This window comes from Collinsella sp. LCP19S3_A6, assembly GCF_052122015.1.
Lineage (GTDB): Bacteria > Actinomycetota > Coriobacteriia > Coriobacteriales > Coriobacteriaceae > Collinsella.
On record NZ_JBQKDD010000001.1, the window covers coordinates 58,244 to 74,270 of the forward strand.

The following is a 16,027-nucleotide window of genomic DNA, read 5'->3' on the forward strand; positions in this document are numbered from 1 at the left end:
AAGGACGGAGTGAAACACAAAACGATGGAATTATCGCGCCAAGCCGCGCTACTCGGAAAGCTCAAAGCCGTACTTAGCCCAAATCTTCTGAGCCTTCTTGTTGGTCAGACAGAAGTCGATGAACGCCTTGGCCTCGTCGGCGTGCTCGGAGCTCTCGGCAACGGCGCCCGGATACACGATGGGCTTGTGCGAATCCTTGGGGCACACGAAGGCCTCCTCGATGCCGTCGTAGCGGAAGATATCGGAGCTGTAGACAAAGCCAGCCACGCAGTCGCCCGTGGACACATAGGCGGCGGCGGTACCAACTTTGTCGGCCAGGGCCACCTTGTCGGCGATCTCGGGCGCATACTCGCCGTCGTCGCCCTCGGTGCCGGTATAAAGGCCCACAGAAGCCAGCGCCTGGTTGGCGTACTTGCCGGCCGGAACGGTCTTGGCATCGCCGATGGCGATCTTGCCGTCCAGGTTCGCGACGTCGGCGATGGCCTCGACCTTGGTGTCGGAGCCCTCGGCACGAATGACCACGAGGTCGTTGACGAACATGTCCTCACGCGTGTCGGCGTCGACGAGCTCGGCGGCCTCGGCGTCGTCCATGGTGCCCTTGGAGGCCGTGATGAGCACGTCGACGGCGGCACCGGCGCGCATCTGCTCGACAAGGTCGCCAGACGCCTTAAACTGCGTGTCGGCAAACGTGGTGCCGGCCTGCTCTGTGTAGAGCACCTGAACCTCGGGCAGGGCCTTCTCGAGCGAGTTGGCAGCAAAGACTTGCAGCTCGACAGCCTTCTTGGAAGATGCCTTAGCAGAACCGGCATCGGAGCCAGTCGGCCCAGACGTCTTGCTGCCGGAACAGCCGGCAAGGCCAAGGCCGGCAGCGGCGACAGCGGAAAGTGAAACGAACCCGCGGCGAGAAACCATATCGAACATGTTCAACCCTTTCGAACGCTACGCCCGGGCACCCCGCCGCAAGCTTTATTCTGTTACTAGATTATACTTTTGCGCGAATAGTGTTTGTGATAAATATTTCTCGTCTAATAATTTTCCTTTACCGATAACCACGAGACAGCCCGCACTGTCGCTGCATAAAAAAGGCGGAGCAGCCCGTAAGGTCACTCCGCCGCAGGTAATGCGCTTATTTGGCGTGCCCGCCGCCCGCCGTCATTTGAGCTGCGTGCTCCAGCTGGTCGCTCACAGCCTCCCAGCTTTCACGGGCCGCTTTCGTTGATCCCGGAAAGTTGATGACAAGCGTATGCCCACGCTGCATGCACACGGCGCGCGAAAGCATAGCGCGGCGCGTCTTGGTCATGGAGTACGCACGGATTGCCTCTGCAATACCCGGTACATCGCGGTCGCAGACGGCACGCGTCGCCTCGGGCGTCACGTCGCGCATCGAAAGGCCCGTGCCGCCGCAGGTGAGCACGACATTGGCGTGGCACTCATCGGCCGCTTCCACAATGGCATCACCGATCTCGCTGACATCGTCGCGCACGACCACATGCGAGGCGACCGTCCAGCCCTGCGCCGCGATGAGTTCCTCGAGCGCAGCACCCGCCTCGTCCTGGGCAAGATCGCGCGTATCCGAGCACGTCACAATCGATATCTTCAGCTCCATAGCATTCCTCCTATAGCACCGCGCCCTCAGGCAAGTCGACACGCACGACATCAACGACGTCGCCCGCCTTGAGGTCACACGGGCCTTCGTCAATACGCAGCAGGCAGTTGGCCCGCTGCATCGTTCCGAGCAGCGCCGAATTCTGCGTCTTGGCCTCGGTCACCAACAACTCACCGGTCTCGGGGTCACGCAAAACCGTAGCGCGATCGAAGAAGCGACGATCCTGTCGCTTTTTCACGCCGTGCGTGAGCGTCGCCCGCTGCACGGGACGCACGCCCTCGGCAAAGCCGCGCATCTTGCGAATCGCCGGACGGGCAAGCATCTCAAAGCCTACATACGCCGCGGCCGGATTGCCCGAAAGTCCCAGGTAGGGCTTACCTGCGAGCAAGCCAAACGTAATGGCCTTGCCCGGACGCATCGAGATGCGGTCAAACAGCACCTCGCCCTCGCGCCGGACGAGCGCCGTCACGAAATCGTAATCGCCCGCCGAGGCGCCACCACTCGTAATGACAAAATCGCACTCCTGCACGGCACGATGCACCAACTCGGCAATCGCCCGCTCATCATCGGGCGCAATGCCGTAGAACACGGGCTCGGCGCCGGCATCGAGTGCCTCGGCCATCAGCGCCGAGGAGTTGGAATCGCGAATCTGACCGCGCGCCGGCACCTTACTCGGTGCGACCAGTTCCGTCCCCAGCGAGATAATGCCCACACGCGGCGCGGCGTGCACCTTCACGCTTGCATACCCGGCGCTTGCCAGCAGACCCGCGCCCGCCGGGGCCACAACCTCTCCAGCACGCATCACGACGTCACCGGCATGGGCCTCCTCGGCGGCAGAGCGAACGTTCTCCCCTACCTTGGCAGGCGCCGAAAAGCGAACGTGCGAGCCCTCGTTTCCGTCACCGTCGACCACATCGACGATCTCGTACTTCACCACGGCATCGGCACCTTCGGGTACCGGCGCGCCCGTCATGATGCGGACCGTCTCGCCCGCGCCGATTGTGCCCTCAAACACATGGCCCGCGGCCTCGTGTCCGATAACGTCGAGCGTCACCGGCGCCTCGCCAGATGCCTGCGCCAAGTCCGCCGAGCTCACGGCATATCCGTCCATAGCGCTGTTGGCAAACGGCGAGATGTCGATATCGGCCACCGCGTCCTCGGCCAAGGGAAGACCGGTGGCCTGCCACACGGGAATCTCGATGAGATCCATCGGAGCAACGTGCGACAGGACAATCGACTGCGCATCCTCCAGCGGAATGAGTTTCTCAGCCATATGCACCTCTTAATGCCACGGCGCACAACAGGGGCGCCAATTCTTTATGCTTGTCTCAGTATAATCCCCGATGCCCGACCGCGACTCGACCTGCACCCGCAAATACACCTGTCGGTTGCAGGCAGCGAAACAGAATGGTAACCAACCCACCGGCTTGTCGCGTTTACCGCGTTTTATAATGCTTGCGTTGCAACCTAAAAGAGGAACGTATGGCTCATAACGACAAACCCGAAAGCGCAAACGAGGCGCAGGATCATTCCCAGCCGCTCGACGACGGCGGCTTTTTCTCCCTGAACGACGTCATCATGGCAGGCAGGCAACAGCTCACCCGCTCCGAGCATCTCTTGGCTGCCGACACGCGCCGCAACGCCCGCAACCTACTCGCGAGCGCCAAGCTGCTCGTACTCGTCGTCATCGTCTCGCTCGCCATGGGCGTTGCCGCTTGGGCGTTTTTGGCCTCGTTGAATATCGCGACCGACTATCGCGAGCACCATGCGTGGGTCTACGCCTTGCTTCCCGTTGTGGGCGTTGCCACCGCGTGGGTCTACAAAAACCACGGTCTTGCCGCCAAACGCGGCAACAATCTGGTCATTGACTCCGCCCTGGGTACACGCCTCATCCATATGCGCATGGCCGTCCTCACCTTCGTCTGCTCCACGCTCACGCACCTAACGGGCGGATCGGCCGGTCGCGAGGGAGCCGCGGTGCAGATCGGCGGCACCATCGCCAGCAACATCTCGAGCCTCGCCCACCTCGAAAAGCATGACCACCACGACCTCATGCTCGCCGGCATCTCGTCGGCCTTTGGTGCCGTATTCGGCTCGCCCCTTGCCGGGGCTTTCTTTGGCATGGAGATGTGCTTTATCGGCAAGATCGACTACACCGCGGGCATCTACTGCCTGGTAGCCTCGTTTACCGGCTACTTTACATCACTCGCCCTGGGTACCGAGTACGAGGCGAATGTCATCGCCAGCGTTCCCACCATGACGCCCAAAACGGTTGTCATCGTTGTTATCAGCGCCATCATCTTCGGTCTGACGGCACGCCTCTTTGCCTGGTCGGTTCGAACCGTCAAGAGCCTGTACGGTCGCTTTATCACCAATTACCTCGTTCGCGCACTCATAGGCGCACTCGTGGTTTTGGCCGCCTATGCCCTCCTCGACGCCTGGGACTACGCCGGCCTTTCCACGTGGCTTTCCGGCGCCGGATTTGCCGGCAACACCACCCTGACGGACGCAGCCATCAAGTTGGTCGTCACAGCGCTTACCCTGGGCGCAGGCTTCCAAGGCGGCGAGGTCACGCCCCTGTTTGGCATCGGCGCGGCACTCGGTGGCTGGATCGGTTGCCTTACCGGGCTCGACCCCAGTTTTCTGGCGGCTCTCGGCATGCTCGGCGTGTTCTGCGCCGGCCTCAACGTGCCCATCACCACCTGCATGATGGCCATCGACCTGTTCCACGGCACGGCCGCCGGGTTCTTTGTCATCGTGGCCTTTATCAGCTATCTCGCCGGCGGACACCGCGGCGTGTACCCTGCCCAGCGCATCATCTCTCCCAAGCGCCGCTCGCTTATTGTGGATGAGGGCGGTACGGTAGCGGATGCTATCGAGCGCCACAACGACCTGATAGAGTAGATGTAATAATCGCCGTGCAGCCACAATCAGGGGCAATTCGACCTGAGCGCGACCGCACTGCCATGTCACACGCCGGGAGTCGCCCCATGCACGCAACTGATTTTGGTCGCACGCTCATCATCGCCAACCCAGCCGCCCAGTCGGGTGCGGCGCGCGAAGTTGCCGAGCGCCTGCAACGCTTTTTGGACATGACTGCACGCGCATCCCAGTTTGACCTGGTATTGACCGAGCGTATGGGGCACGCCAAGGAGCTGGCCGCACAGGCTCAGGGCTATCGCACCGTTATCGCCCTTGGCGGCGACGGCGTGATCCACGAGGTCGTCAACGGACTTATGGCACAAAAGGAGGACCCCCGCCCCGCTCTTGCCATCCTACCCGTGGGTTCCGGCAACGATTTTGCCCAAACGCTCGGTATAGAAGATTTCTCCGGCAAGGATTTTGGCGCGCTGCTCACCTGCGAGCTGCAGCGTCAGGACATCGGTCGCATTCGCTCATGGAACCCCGCAAGCGGTAGCGGCGAGGCTTCCGTTGAGTACTACGACCAGACGCTCTCCGTCGGTATTGACGCCGCCATCGGCCTGGGCACCACCGAGCTGCGCAAAAAGACGGGCCTCACCGGCGCTCCGCTCTACACCCTCTCGGGACTTGAACAGTTTGGCCTGCGCTATCGCAACTACCCCATGACAGTCAGCTTTGACGGCGCGCCCGCCGAGCGCGTGAGGGCGATCATCATGGCGATTCAGCTGGGCCCCACGTATGGCTCGGGCTATCGCATCTGTCCCGACGCCGACCCGTGCGACGGCATGCTCGACGTTTGCTACGCCTACGGCCCCGTTCCGCGCGCGGTCGCGCTTCCCATGTTCCTTTCGGCCAAGGACGGCCACCATACCAAGTTGCCGCCGGTTTGCATGCGCCGCTGCCGCCATGCCGTGCTTACCTTTGAGGAGCCCGACTACCCCATCCAGGCCGACGGCGAACCTGTTATCGCCTCGCGCATCGAAGTCGACATCCTACCCGGCGCCCTCCAAGTCTGGCGTCCAACCCGCTAACCACCCCTATTTCACCGCAACTTATCGAGAAGATCACTCCTCCCCGCCCGGCTTGCGGCGGTTGGCCTTTTTAATGGCGTTGAAGTGCTTGTCATTAAGTCTGCGCTGGCGAGAGCGCTGAGGCACCTTGGTCTTTACGCGTCGACGCGGTGGACGCCCGCGACGCTCAAGCTCAGCGCGTAGCTTACGCAAACAGCAGCTACGATTTTGGAACTGGCTGCGACTCTCGCGCGCCGTCACGGTAATCCCCGTAGGGATATGTTTCATGCGCACCGCCGAGTCCGTCGTGTTCACGCCTTGCCCGCCCGGACCCATCGCGCGAAACACCTGCACCTCGCAATCGCGCGCCAGCTCCTCGACCGACATCTCGACATAGCGCGCATACTCACGCCATCCCATCTTGTTCTCATCCATATCAACACCTCCCCTCATACAAAAAATGTGACAAAGGGACAGTCCCTTTGTCACATCGCATACCAATCGCTTGTGTTGCGCGCTTAGGCGAAGGTGATCTCGCCGTTCTCACAGTCCATATCGGCGATACGGGCCAGGCTCTCAACACGGAAGCCGCGCTCGCGGAGCTTATCGCCACCGCCCTGGAAGCCCTTCTCCACTGCAATGCCAATGCCGGACACCTCGGCGCCTGCGGCCTCGCAGATCTTGATAAGACCCTCGAGCGCGCATCCGTTGGCCAGGAAGTCGTCGATAATCAGGACCTTGTCGCTCTCGGACAGGAAGCGCTTGCCAACGATGACCGGGTACTCCCTCTGCTTGGTAAAGGAGTAGATGGTCGTGGCATACTGCTCGCCGTCGAGGTTGATGGACTGCGCCTTCTTGGCAAAGACCACCGGCACGCCGCCAAAATGCTGGGCTGCAATGCAAGCCATGCCAATGCCCGAAGCCTCGATCGTAAGGATCTTGTTAATCTCGACATCCTCGAACAGACGGGCCCACTCGGCGCCCATGTGGTCAAACAGTTCAACGTCGCACTGGTGGTTGAGGAAAGCATCAACCTTAAGGACATTACCGGCCTTTACGATGCCGTCATGGCGAATACGGTCCTCAAGCTCCTGCATGGCGCAACCCCTTCTCACGGCAACGATACCGCGCGATTAATAAACGTTGCTCGATAGTCTACCACGGACCGACCCCCGCCCGCCCCACAAGCCGCATCGCACCACAAAGCCGCATCGCCGCACAAGCCGCAAGCAGATAAACCGAGCTTACCAGCTGAATGCGATCGAGGCCCACGCCCAGCTCCTTTTGCATCACGGGCAGCGCCACGGTCACGACGGTCGAATCCAGACACACCATAAACGTCATGATGAGCACCGTAAACAGAATCGCCCATTTGTTCTTGACATGGGTGTCTCCCTCAAGAGCGATGTGTTCGCGGCGCAGTTGCTCTGCGGTTTTCTCCATATCCATCCTTTCGAGTGGCGCAACACAAAAACGGGGCCCCAATCGCCTGCAAACAGTCGCGATTGGGGCCCCGCCTACGGTATCGGAGCTAAAGGTCGCCGAAGCTTTCTGCCGGCATCGGCGCCTTGCACGAACGCTAGCCTAGCACTGCTCGAGCGCCTGCTCAAGGTCGGCAATCAGATCGGCCGTGTCCTCGAGGCCGCACGACAGGCGCACCATGTCGGCGGAGATGCCACAGGCGATAAGCTCCTCATCGTTCATCTGGCGGTGCGTGGCGTTAGCGGGATGCAGGCAGCAAGTGCGGGCGTCGGCCACATGCGTGGCGATCTGAGCGAGCTTGAGGCTCTTCATAAAGGTCTCGGCCGCCGCGCGACCACCGTTAAAGCCAAAGCTCACAACGCCGCAGGTACCGTTGGGCATGTACTTTTGAGCTAGGTCATAGTACTTGTCGCCCTCCAGACCCGGATAGCTCACGAAGCGCACCTTGGGATGGCTCTGCAGGAACTTGGCAACAGCCAGGCCGTTCTCGCAATGACGCGGCATGCGCACATGCAGGCTCTCGAGCGAGCTGTTCAGGAAAAACGCCGCCTGCGGGTTCTGCATGGGGCCGAGGTCGCGCATGAGCTGAGCGGTTGCCTTGGTAATGAAGGCGCCCTCGCGACCGAACTTCTCGGCATAGGTCACGCCGTGGTAGCTCTCATCGGGCGTGGTGAGACCCGGGAACTTGTCCGCATGGGCCATCCAGTCAAACTGGCCGTGGTCGACGATCACGCCGCCCAGGCAGGCCCCATGTCCATCCATGTACTTGGTGGTGGAGTGCGTAACGATATCGGCGCCCCACTCAAAGGGACGGCACATCACGGGCGTCGGGAAGGTGTTGTCGACCATCAGCGGCACGCCGTGGTCATGCGCGGCCTTGGCAAAGCGCTCAATATCGAGCACGGCAAGGGCGGGGTTGGCGATCGTCTCGCCAAAGACGAGCTTGGTATTGGGCTCAAAGGCTGCCTCGAGCTCCTCATCGGTGCAATCGGGCGCAACGAACGTGCAGGTAACGCCCATACGACCCATGGTATGGGCAAGCAGGTTGTAGGTACCGCCGTAGATGGCCGAGCTTGCGACCACATGATCGCCGGCGCCGGCCACGTTAAAGATCGCGAGGAAGTTCGCAGCCATGCCCGAGCTCGTGAGCATCGCAGCGGTGCCGCCCTCCATCTCGCAGATCTTGGCGGCAACCAGATCGCACGTAGGGTTCTGCAGACGGCTGTAGAAATAGCCAGACTCCTCCAGGTCAAACAGCTTGCCCATATGCTCGGACGTGTCATACTTCCACGTGGTGGACTGGTAGATGGGCACCTGGCGCGGCTCCGCGTCTCCCGGGTGATAGCCGCCCTGAACACATGTCGTACCGATGGTCTGCTCGCTCATATCTAGCTCCCTTGCCTGGGTTACATTTTTATCCGGTTCACGATACCGCTACCCCGCACCCCTCTCAACCCATCCCCAAGGTAGGTTATGAGACAAATCTACCGGGGGCATTTATCGCAGATCTTGGCATTTATTCGATAGATAAAAATGAGGCATACATGAGGCTTTCGATGAACAAATGCATCGGCAAGGGTACCATAGGCGAGTACACCGTTACCGAGGAGACAACGATGAAGCAAATCGATACTGCCCAGCTCGACATCACCGCCTGTCAGGCTCAGGCTGCCGAATACCACGCCCGTGGCTTTAACTGCGCACAGGCCGTCGCCTGCACGCTCGCACCCGCCGTCGGGCTCGACCCCCAGACCGCCTTTATCCTCACCGAGGGCTTTGGCGCCGGCATGGGCGGCATGACCGAGACCTGCGGCGCTATCTCGGGCGCCGTGGCCATCATGGGCTTTGTAATGAGCGACGGCATGGAAAACCCCAAGACCAAGGGCCAGACTTACAAGCTGTCGCGCGAAATCGCCAAGCGTTTTAAAACGAAAAACACGACGACCGTCTGCGGCACGCTCAAGGGCATCGGATCGGACAATGGTCCGCTCCGCAGCTGCCCCGGCTGCATCGACGACGCCATCGAGATCGCCTGCGATGTGCTAAAGCAGCTCGCCGAGTAAACGGCGGCAACAGAAAACGACGGCCGGCGTGCTTAGGATTCATCCAAAAGCACGCCGGCCGTCGCCGTTAGAACTCGGCAAATTTGGGAGCGCCGACCTCAATCTCCTCGCGCCCCGCCATAAGCTCGCGCATCTTAGCGCAAAACGGCTCCTGCTCCCCCGCCTTAAACACCAAATGAATCGTCACGGCATCCGCGTAATCGGTATCCGAAACCTTGGCACCCGAATCCTGCGCCAAACGAAGCACCTGCTCATACTGCGGATAGGCCACGTGCACGTCAACAGGCACGACGCTCGTCATCTCAACGACCTGCCCTGCCTCCTGAGCAGCTGCCACCGCCGCCTGCGTCGCCGCGGTATAGGCGCGCACCAAGCCACCGGGCCCCAACAGCGTGCCGCCAAAATAGCGCGTCACCACGCAGCAAACATTTTTGAGCCCAGCGCCGCGCAACACCTCGAGCGTCGGCATGCCGCTCGTGCGGCTCGGCTCACCGTCATCACTCTGACGCTCGCGTCCATCGACCAAAATCCACGCGGGAACATTGTGTCGAGCGTCGTAATGACGCTTGCGAACCATCTCGATGAAGGCATTCGCCTCATCCTCGGATTCAATATGGACCAGCTGGGCAATAAACCGGCTCTTGCGATCCACAAACTCGCCAGAAGCCTCAATATTCGATTGCAGAGTAAGATAGCTGTCCAACAAAGCCCCTCAACAGAAAAAGCACGGCAACAAACAGCCTCAATAATACGGCAAAGACAGCACCGTTGCCCTCGCCAACAAGAGCGGAAACGCCAATGAGGCCGTCACCAACAGCGAGAACCCGCCAGCGCGAGCAAGGTGCCTTGAAAGACGAGATTGCAACAGAAATGAAGCTGCCGATGACCAGGCAAAAACAGCGAGATGCCAAGAACGGAACCGCCGATGATTCCGTCAACGAAAGCGAGAACCCGTCAGCGCGAGCAAGGTGCCTTGAAAGACGAGGGCATTGACCTTATGGTCATGCCCGAAGGCTTGAAAGGCAGATTGTCGCGCTGACGGGTTCGCAGCGTCAACAAAGTGCCGAGTGGGCCTATAAGCCGGGTTCTGTCGTGAACGGTCATTTATCTTGTCTGCACGTTACCGTGCAGCTCCACGCACGCTACCCGAACGCGGACCGGGCCGGCCCATTGCGTTCCTATTCGCGCTTGCTCCGGATGGGGCTTGCCAAGCCGCCGTGTTGCCACGACGCTGGTGGTCTCTTACACCACCGTTTCAGCTTTTCCCTTTACGCCTTGCAGCGCAGGTGGGAGTCTTCTTTTCTGCGGCGCTTTCCGTCGGATCACTCCGCCCGGCCGTTAGCCGGCATCCCGCCCTCTGGAGCCCGGACTTTCCTCACGCGTGCCGCAAGCAGCACATCGCGCGACCGTCTGGCCCACTCAGCAGTGCAAGAGTGTAACACACCGTTGCCGCAGGCAAAGGCACAACACAAGCGTTCGACACGATATACCAAGAACCATGCCATGCGGTACAATAGGGTCGTCGATGGGCAACGTCGCCAGTCGAGACGCGACCGCGCTCCGCACCCCTCCGTCTACTCGGTGCGTTCCCGCCTCCTCCCCGAGGCGGGATGTCGGCATTTTCATGCACCGACAACCCAATAGCCCCCGTGAACAGCCCGGACAGCATTGCGCACGAGTAGCATTGCGCACCTCACCGGCAAACGCAAAAAGGGACCCGTCCATTGCGGACGGATCCCTTAAAGCAAGTGATCGTCAAACCGATTTACTCGGCGTCGGTCTCCTCGTCCTTCTTCTCGGAAGGCAGCGGGGTAACCTCGATCTCGACGCCCAGAGTCTCAGCAGCGGACTTCATAGACAGGGAGATACGACGACGGTCGAGGTCGATCTCCATGACCTTGACCTGAACCTTGTCGCCCACGTGGGTGACCTGAGAAGGCTGGTCGACGTGCTTGTTGGCCATCTCGGAGATGTGCACCAGGCCCTCGATGCCCTCGCCCAGATCGACGAAAGCGCCAAACGGGACAAGCTTGGTCACAGTGCCCTCGACGATAGCGCCGACGGGGTACTTCTTGACCAGTGCGCGCCACGGATCCTCGGTGGTCTGCTTGAGACCCAGGGAGATGCGCTCGCGGTTGAGATCGACGTCGAGAACCTCGACCTCGACCTCCTGGCCGACCTTGACAACCTCGGAAGGATGGTTGACGTGGTTCCAGGAGAGCTCGGAGATGTGGATGAGGCCGTCGATGCCGCCGAGGTCGACGAAGGCGCCGAAGTCGACGATGGAGGAAACAGTGCCCTGGAGACGCATGCCAGACTTGAGCTTGGACAGGATCTCGGAACGCTCGGCCTTACGGGACTCCTCAAGCACGACGCGACGGGAGAGAACGACGTTGTTGCGGTTGCGGTCCATCTCGATGACGCGGGCCTCGATGCGGGTGCCCATGTAGGAGGTGAGGTCCTTGACGCGACGGAGGTCGACGAGGGAAGCGGGCAGGAAGCCACGCAGGCCGATGTCGAGGATCAGGCCGCCCTTGACAACCTCGATAACCTCGCCCTCGACGTTCTCGCCGGAGTTGAACTTCTCCTCGATGCGGTTCCAAGCACGCTCGTACTCGGCACGCTTCTTGGAAAGGACCAGACGACCGTCCTTGTCCTCCTTCTGGAGAACCAGGGCCTCGATGGAATCACCGAGTGCAACGATGTCTGCAGGGTTAGCGTCCTTGCGGATGGACAGCTCGCGGACCGGGATAACGCCCTCGGACTTGAATCCGATGTCAACGAGCACCTCGTCATGCTCGATCTTAACGACAGTACCGTTAACGAGATCGCCCTCATCAAAGTCGGTAATCGTACCGTCGATGAGGTTGTTCATCTCCTCCTCGTTGACATCGTCAAGAGAGAAAATGGACGAGTTCTGAATCTCACTCAAAGGTGGACCCCTTTCGAACTACGGGGCCCCGATTGCTAGGACCTACAGAAGGGTGCGACAAGCACACAACGTTTAGGAACACTCGGGAGCCGACAGATACTAATGTGACGCTTATGCAATCACGTTCGTATAGGTTACGTGGAAATCACTTCGATTTCAAGCGTGAACTGCGATTTTTTACTCGTATGGAGACTTTTTCGCAATCTTGTGAACGACTGTCTCCATAAGTTGACGATAAGCAGTTGAGTATACGGCTTTGGGGTAAAGTATCCGGAGCCAACGTTCTAAACGATTTTTCGAGAAAGGTGCCCGCGTGCTCAAAGCAGTCGTTTTCGATATGGACGAGACGCTTCTCAGCATCAATCTCAACGCGTTTATCCTTCGCTATTTTAAGGATGTCTCGTCAATGCTCGCGGATATCGGACGATGCAGCCGCGGTGGCACGATGGCACGCCTCGGCACCATCCTGGTCGACCTCAACGCCAATCGCCGAAGCGGCACGGACAATCGCACCAATCTTGAGTTTTACCGCACCGAGGTCGAGCGCAGGTGCGGCATCTGCCTCTCGGACCCACTCATCTACGAGGCGTTTACCTACTATGAACGCGAAGTTCTCCCGTACAAGAATGACGATGCCATCAATGCCCACGCCATGCCGGGTGCACACGCCGCACTCCAGGCTGTACGGGACGCAGGACTGCGTTGCGCACTCTTTACCAACCCCAGCTTTCCCCAGGGGGCCATCGAATGCCGCATGGGTTGGGGTGACCTGGCCGACGCCCCCTTTGAGCTCGTGACGCACATGGGAAACGCCACCCGTTGCAAGCCCGATGCCACCTATTACCTGGAGCAGCTGCAGGCCATGGGGCTCGAACCGCACGAGGTCCTTATGGTGGGCAACGACCCCAAGCGCGACTTCCCCAGCCCCGCCTGCGGTATTCAAACTGCCTATGTTGGCCAGGGAAAACCCAGTCGAGCCACCTGGCGCGGAACCATGGAAGACTTCGCCCGCGACTTTAACGCCGTAATCGATGCCTTCTACGAGCACCAAGTAGCCAACGAACGGTCCTAACAAACTTGGGTTTTGCCGATCATGATGTTGAGGATCTCGACGTCGGTGTCCTTCATACCCACGCGACCCACATAGCCCATGCTGGCGATCGTCTGCTCAACGGTATCTTGGATCAGGCCCTCGCCGGCGCGGAAGCCACGGCCCTGCATGGCCATATCGTGGCCCAGAATCGCCGCATCAACGGCTGCGGAAATCTTGGCGGCACAGCTCGCCTTGGCGCCATCGCACACGATGCCGCCCACGTTGCCGAGCGTATTCGAGACCGTCGCGCCGATCTGCTCGCGCGTGCCACCGCACAGCCAGGTAATCGCCGCGCCGGCACCGCACGCGGCGCAAATAGCACCGCAAAACGCCGAAAGTGCACCAATATAGCTTTTGATATGCACGGCAATAAGATCGGACAGCATCACGGCGCGCACCAGGCGCTCGTGGTCGCAGCGCAGGTACTCGGCATATTCCATAACGGGCAATGCACAGGTAATGCCCTGATTGCCCGAGCCGCACACAATGGCGACCGGCAGTGCGCAGCCGTTCATGCGGGCGTCGGACCCGGCGGCTGCACGGGCACGGGCACGGCAGGCGACGTCATCGGCACGAGCGCCCAGCAGCGTACGGCCCACCTCGGCGCCCCAAGCGTGCGCCAAGCCCTCTGCGCTAATGGCGCCGTTCAGCTCGATCTGACGCTCAACGGCAGCGCGAGCACCCTCAACATCGCCGTCCTCAATAAAGTCGATGATGGTCTCAATCGACATGGGCGTGTCGGCGCTATCTGCCGCGCGCTCGGCCACCACGCGCTCGGCGCAGGCGGCACACTCCCCCACCGACTTGCCGCATACCGGGATACCGTCGAGTGTATGGCACGTGACATTGGTGTGGTGGTCGGTAATCTCGACGACCGCGGTATGCCCCCCGGCTGTGGCAGTCACCTTGATGTAGAGGTTGGGCACGCCCTCGACAAGCGACACATCGCAGTAGCCGGCATCGGCGAGGAGCTCGGCCACGCGAGCACGGTCTTTATCGTCAACACTCTCGAGCACCTCGAGCGCGCTCTTGGCGTCGCCGCCCACGGCACCCAGCACGGCCGCGGCTTCAATACCATGCATACCGCCCGAGTTAGGCACGGTCACGCTCTTTACGTTCTTGATGATGTTGCCCGAGCAGACAACATCCATATGATCGGGTTCGCAGCCGAGCGTCTGGCTCGCCAGCGCCGCTGCATAGGCAACGGCAATGGGCTCGGTGCAGCCGAGCGCACAGACAAGCTCGCGGTTCAAAACATCGCAAAACGCGGTATCACGAAGGGAATCGGCAGGCATAGGTATCTCCTACTTGTATAACGGGCTGGGCTCTCAAAATAGTTCGCTATTTTATTTGATAACAATGCATCAAAAACCACAACCATGGTTCCGGCGGACGGCGCTCGAGCACAAATTGGCGGCATTATTCATGATAGGCCGGTCTTATTGCATGCTAAAGCGTTTGAGCAAAAAACGCCCGAGCGTTTACACAAAAGTCGCGCTATCATGCAGTCGAACGCGGTAAAACCTTTAGCAATCTCGCCGCACAGACCAGAGAGGAAGCATCCATGAAGATCGGTATCGGTAACGACCACGCCGCCGTCGAGCTCAAGAACATCATCTCCGAGCACCTGAAGGAGCGCGGCTGCGAGGTCGTGAACTTTGGCACCGACACCTCCGAGAGCTTTGACTACCCCATCGCCGGCTACAAGGTGGGTAAGGCCGTTGCCAACGGCGACGTCGACCTGGGCATCCTCATCTGTGGCACCGGCGTCGGGATTAGCCTGGCTGCCAACAAGGTCGAGGGCGTACGCGCCGTCGTGTGCTCCGAGCCCTTCAGCGCCAAGCTCTCCCGCATGCACAACAACACCAACGTGCTCGCCTTTGGTGCCCGCGTCGTGGGCTCCGAGCTCGCCAAGATGATTGTCGACGAGTGGCTCGACGCCGAGTTTGAGGGCGGCCGCCACGAGCGTCGCGTCAATCTCATCAACGAGATCGACCAGACCCGCGGACTCAAGGTCGTCGACGAGGCTTAAAGACCTACAAAGCCATACGCTAACGCCAGCCCCCGCCCGGAAGAAACATCCGGGCGGGGGCTGTTTAGTAGATTTTTGGGATATACCTAGAAATCTACTGGAATAAAAAGGGCGCCGCGGATGGAATTCCGCGGCGCCAAAGCCACACGCTAACAGCTTTGAGGAGTCAAAGCTGGTTTAGCCAAAGAAGCGCTTGATCTCGATCTCGGCGTTCTCCAGGCAGTCGGAGCCGTGGATCACGTTGGCGTTGACATCGACAGCGAAGTCGCCGCGAATGGTGCCGGGGGCAGCGTCAAGCGGGTTGGTAGCGCCCATAAGGGTACGCATCTTGGAGACGGCGGAGAGACCGGAAACGACCATCTTGACGACCGGACCGCTCGTCATAAAGTCGCAGAGACCGCCAAAGAAGGGCTTGTCCGCCAGATGGGCGTAGTGTTCCTCGACGGTAGCACGCTCGAGCGTGGTCATCTCCATGCGCTCGATGACAAGGCCGCTACGCTCAATGCGAGCGACGATCTCGCCGATCTTGCGATCGCGCACAGCGTCGGGCTTAATCATGATGAAGGTCTTCTCGATAGCCATAAGGTAGCCTTTCAAGTAGGTTCGCGCGTGCCCAAGTCCCATTCCGGCACCCGCCTGGACTGCATCGTAACAGAGTTTTAGCTGCAGTTAAACAAAAAACTGTTTATTGAAACGCTACAATTTATTAAAACGTTCCATATGTGTCACTTCTGTTTCGAAGCCCGATTAGAGTACCATCCGACCGCGCATCAACCGCACCGAACCGAGCGGACGGTCGGTTGCCGCCCGTGAACGTAGCCCCTTCACAACCTGCCCAAAGGTCCTACAGAAGTTCTCGACAAGCCCCTTCCCCATTGCAACAAAAT

Annotated in this window: 16 protein-coding genes and 1 other RNA gene; 5 read left to right on the forward strand and 12 right to left on the reverse strand. The window is 60.2% G+C overall.

The window, feature by feature from the left end:
- Positions 1-48: 48 nt before the first annotated feature.
- The 3 genes from modA to ACTQVX_RS00260 form a co-directional block, all read right to left on the reverse strand.
- Positions 49-921, reverse strand: coding sequence for a molybdate ABC transporter substrate-binding protein (gene modA / locus ACTQVX_RS00250; protein ID WP_441540659.1), 873 nt, complete (start codon positions 919-921; stop codon positions 49-51).
- Between the two features lie 205 nt (positions 922-1,126).
- Complete coding sequence (locus ACTQVX_RS00255; RefSeq protein ID WP_427794485.1) at positions 1,127-1,606, reverse strand: MogA/MoaB family molybdenum cofactor biosynthesis protein; 480 nt, start codon at positions 1,604-1,606, stop codon at positions 1,127-1,129.
- A gap of 10 nt (positions 1,607-1,616) precedes the next feature.
- On the reverse strand, positions 1,617-2,879 hold the full coding sequence (locus ACTQVX_RS00260; protein ID WP_441540658.1) for a molybdopterin molybdotransferase MoeA: 1,263 nt from the start codon (positions 2,877-2,879) through the stop codon (positions 1,617-1,619).
- A gap of 209 nt (positions 2,880-3,088) precedes the next feature.
- Between ACTQVX_RS00260 and ACTQVX_RS00265 the strand changes: the two genes are divergently transcribed.
- Both ACTQVX_RS00265 and ACTQVX_RS00270 read left to right on the forward strand, forming a co-directional pair.
- Positions 3,089-4,510 carry a chloride channel protein gene (locus ACTQVX_RS00265; protein WP_441540657.1) on the forward strand — a complete coding sequence of 474 codons (1,422 nt, stop codon included), beginning with the start codon at positions 3,089-3,091 and terminating at the stop codon, positions 4,508-4,510.
- Between the two features lie 86 nt (positions 4,511-4,596).
- Positions 4,597-5,559: a diacylglycerol/lipid kinase family protein gene (locus ACTQVX_RS00270; RefSeq protein WP_441559865.1), complete on the forward strand. Its 963-nt coding sequence runs from the start codon at positions 4,597-4,599 to the stop codon at positions 5,557-5,559.
- A gap of 33 nt (positions 5,560-5,592) precedes the next feature.
- On the opposite strand, the gene ACTQVX_RS00275 is transcribed toward ACTQVX_RS00270, so the two are convergent.
- The 4 genes from ACTQVX_RS00275 to ACTQVX_RS00290 all read right to left on the reverse strand — a co-directional run bounded on the left by ACTQVX_RS00275 (position 5,593) and on the right by ACTQVX_RS00290 (position 8,406).
- Complete coding sequence (locus tag ACTQVX_RS00275; protein ID WP_441559867.1) at positions 5,593-5,973, reverse strand: peptide chain release factor family protein; 381 nt, start codon at positions 5,971-5,973, stop codon at positions 5,593-5,595.
- Positions 5,974-6,056: 83 nt separating this feature from the next.
- Complete coding sequence (locus ACTQVX_RS00280; RefSeq protein ID WP_441540655.1) at positions 6,057-6,635, reverse strand: xanthine phosphoribosyltransferase; 579 nt, start codon at positions 6,633-6,635, stop codon at positions 6,057-6,059.
- Positions 6,636-6,693: 58 nt separating this feature from the next.
- The gene (locus ACTQVX_RS00285) at positions 6,694-6,981 is read right to left on the reverse strand and encodes a hypothetical protein (protein WP_441540654.1); all 288 of its coding nucleotides are present in this window, start codon (positions 6,979-6,981) and stop codon (positions 6,694-6,696) included.
- A 141-nt stretch (positions 6,982-7,122) separates the two neighbouring features.
- Positions 7,123-8,406: an O-acetylhomoserine aminocarboxypropyltransferase/cysteine synthase family protein gene (locus tag ACTQVX_RS00290; protein WP_427719685.1), complete on the reverse strand. Its 1,284-nt coding sequence runs from the start codon at positions 8,404-8,406 to the stop codon at positions 7,123-7,125.
- A 230-nt stretch (positions 8,407-8,636) separates the two neighbouring features.
- Here ACTQVX_RS00290 and ACTQVX_RS00295 point away from each other — a divergent pair, with 230 nt between their 5' ends.
- Positions 8,637-9,083: a C-GCAxxG-C-C family protein gene (locus ACTQVX_RS00295; protein WP_441031849.1), complete on the forward strand. Its 447-nt coding sequence runs from the start codon at positions 8,637-8,639 to the stop codon at positions 9,081-9,083.
- Positions 9,084-9,150: 67 nt separating this feature from the next.
- On the opposite strand, the gene ACTQVX_RS00300 is transcribed toward ACTQVX_RS00295, so the two are convergent.
- From ACTQVX_RS00300 to rpsA, 3 genes are all read right to left on the reverse strand, one after another.
- Positions 9,151-9,789 (reverse strand): YigZ family protein, encoded by a 639-nt coding sequence (locus tag ACTQVX_RS00300; protein ID WP_441540653.1) that lies wholly within the window; start codon positions 9,787-9,789, stop codon positions 9,151-9,153.
- A gap of 354 nt (positions 9,790-10,143) precedes the next feature.
- Positions 10,144-10,505: RNase P RNA component class A (gene rnpB / locus ACTQVX_RS00305), an RNA gene on the reverse strand.
- A gap of 343 nt (positions 10,506-10,848) precedes the next feature.
- Positions 10,849-12,015, reverse strand: coding sequence for a 30S ribosomal protein S1 (rpsA, locus tag ACTQVX_RS00310; RefSeq protein WP_154515317.1), 1,167 nt, complete (start codon positions 12,013-12,015; stop codon positions 10,849-10,851).
- A 313-nt stretch (positions 12,016-12,328) separates the two neighbouring features.
- Between rpsA and ACTQVX_RS00315 the strand changes: the two genes are divergently transcribed.
- On the forward strand, positions 12,329-13,087 hold the full coding sequence (locus ACTQVX_RS00315) for an HAD family hydrolase (RefSeq protein ID WP_441016252.1): 759 nt from the start codon (positions 12,329-12,331) through the stop codon (positions 13,085-13,087).
- Here the strand turns inward: ACTQVX_RS00315 and ACTQVX_RS00320 are convergent.
- Positions 13,084-14,403: an L-cysteine desulfidase family protein gene (locus ACTQVX_RS00320; RefSeq protein WP_441559870.1), complete on the reverse strand. Its 1,320-nt coding sequence runs from the start codon at positions 14,401-14,403 to the stop codon at positions 13,084-13,086. The two genes, ACTQVX_RS00315 and ACTQVX_RS00320, sit on opposite strands and share 4 nt — an antisense overlap.
- A 269-nt stretch (positions 14,404-14,672) precedes the next feature.
- Here ACTQVX_RS00320 and rpiB point away from each other — a divergent pair, with 269 nt between their 5' ends.
- On the forward strand, positions 14,673-15,140 hold the full coding sequence (gene rpiB / locus ACTQVX_RS00325; RefSeq protein WP_427719257.1) for a ribose 5-phosphate isomerase B: 468 nt from the start codon (positions 14,673-14,675) through the stop codon (positions 15,138-15,140).
- A 177-nt stretch (positions 15,141-15,317) separates the two neighbouring features.
- On the opposite strand, the gene ndk is transcribed toward rpiB, so the two are convergent.
- On the reverse strand, positions 15,318-15,722 hold the full coding sequence (ndk, locus tag ACTQVX_RS00330; protein ID WP_055251725.1) for a nucleoside-diphosphate kinase: 405 nt from the start codon (positions 15,720-15,722) through the stop codon (positions 15,318-15,320).
- Between the last annotated feature and the right edge of the window lie 305 nt (positions 15,723-16,027).

Coding starts and splice junctions, on each gene's coding strand:
- modA (WP_441540659.1), bottom strand. CDS start 921: ATGTTCGATATGGTTTCTCGCCGCGGGTTCGTTTCACTTTCCGCTGTC.
- ACTQVX_RS00255 (WP_427794485.1), bottom strand. CDS start 1,606: ATGGAGCTGAAGATATCGATTGTGACGTGCTCGGATACGCGCGATCTT.
- ACTQVX_RS00260 (WP_441540658.1), bottom strand. CDS start 2,879: ATGGCTGAGAAACTCATTCCGCTGGAGGATGCGCAGTCGATTGTCCTG.
- ACTQVX_RS00265 (WP_441540657.1), top strand. CDS start 3,089: ATGGCTCATAACGACAAACCCGAAAGCGCAAACGAGGCGCAGGATCAT.
- ACTQVX_RS00270 (WP_441559865.1), top strand. CDS start 4,597: ATGCACGCAACTGATTTTGGTCGCACGCTCATCATCGCCAACCCAGCC.
- ACTQVX_RS00275 (WP_441559867.1), bottom strand. CDS start 5,973: ATGGATGAGAACAAGATGGGATGGCGTGAGTATGCGCGCTATGTCGAG.
- ACTQVX_RS00280 (WP_441540655.1), bottom strand. CDS start 6,635: ATGCAGGAGCTTGAGGACCGTATTCGCCATGACGGCATCGTAAAGGCC.
- ACTQVX_RS00285 (WP_441540654.1), bottom strand. CDS start 6,981: ATGGAGAAAACCGCAGAGCAACTGCGCCGCGAACACATCGCTCTTGAG.
- ACTQVX_RS00290 (WP_427719685.1), bottom strand. CDS start 8,406: ATGAGCGAGCAGACCATCGGTACGACATGTGTTCAGGGCGGCTATCAC.
- ACTQVX_RS00295 (WP_441031849.1), top strand. CDS start 8,637: ATGAAGCAAATCGATACTGCCCAGCTCGACATCACCGCCTGTCAGGCT.
- ACTQVX_RS00320 (WP_441559870.1), bottom strand. CDS start 14,403: ATGCCTGCCGATTCCCTTCGTGATACCGCGTTTTGCGATGTTTTGAAC.
- rpiB (WP_427719257.1), top strand. CDS start 14,673: ATGAAGATCGGTATCGGTAACGACCACGCCGCCGTCGAGCTCAAGAAC.
- ndk (WP_055251725.1), bottom strand. CDS start 15,722: ATGGCTATCGAGAAGACCTTCATCATGATTAAGCCCGACGCTGTGCGC.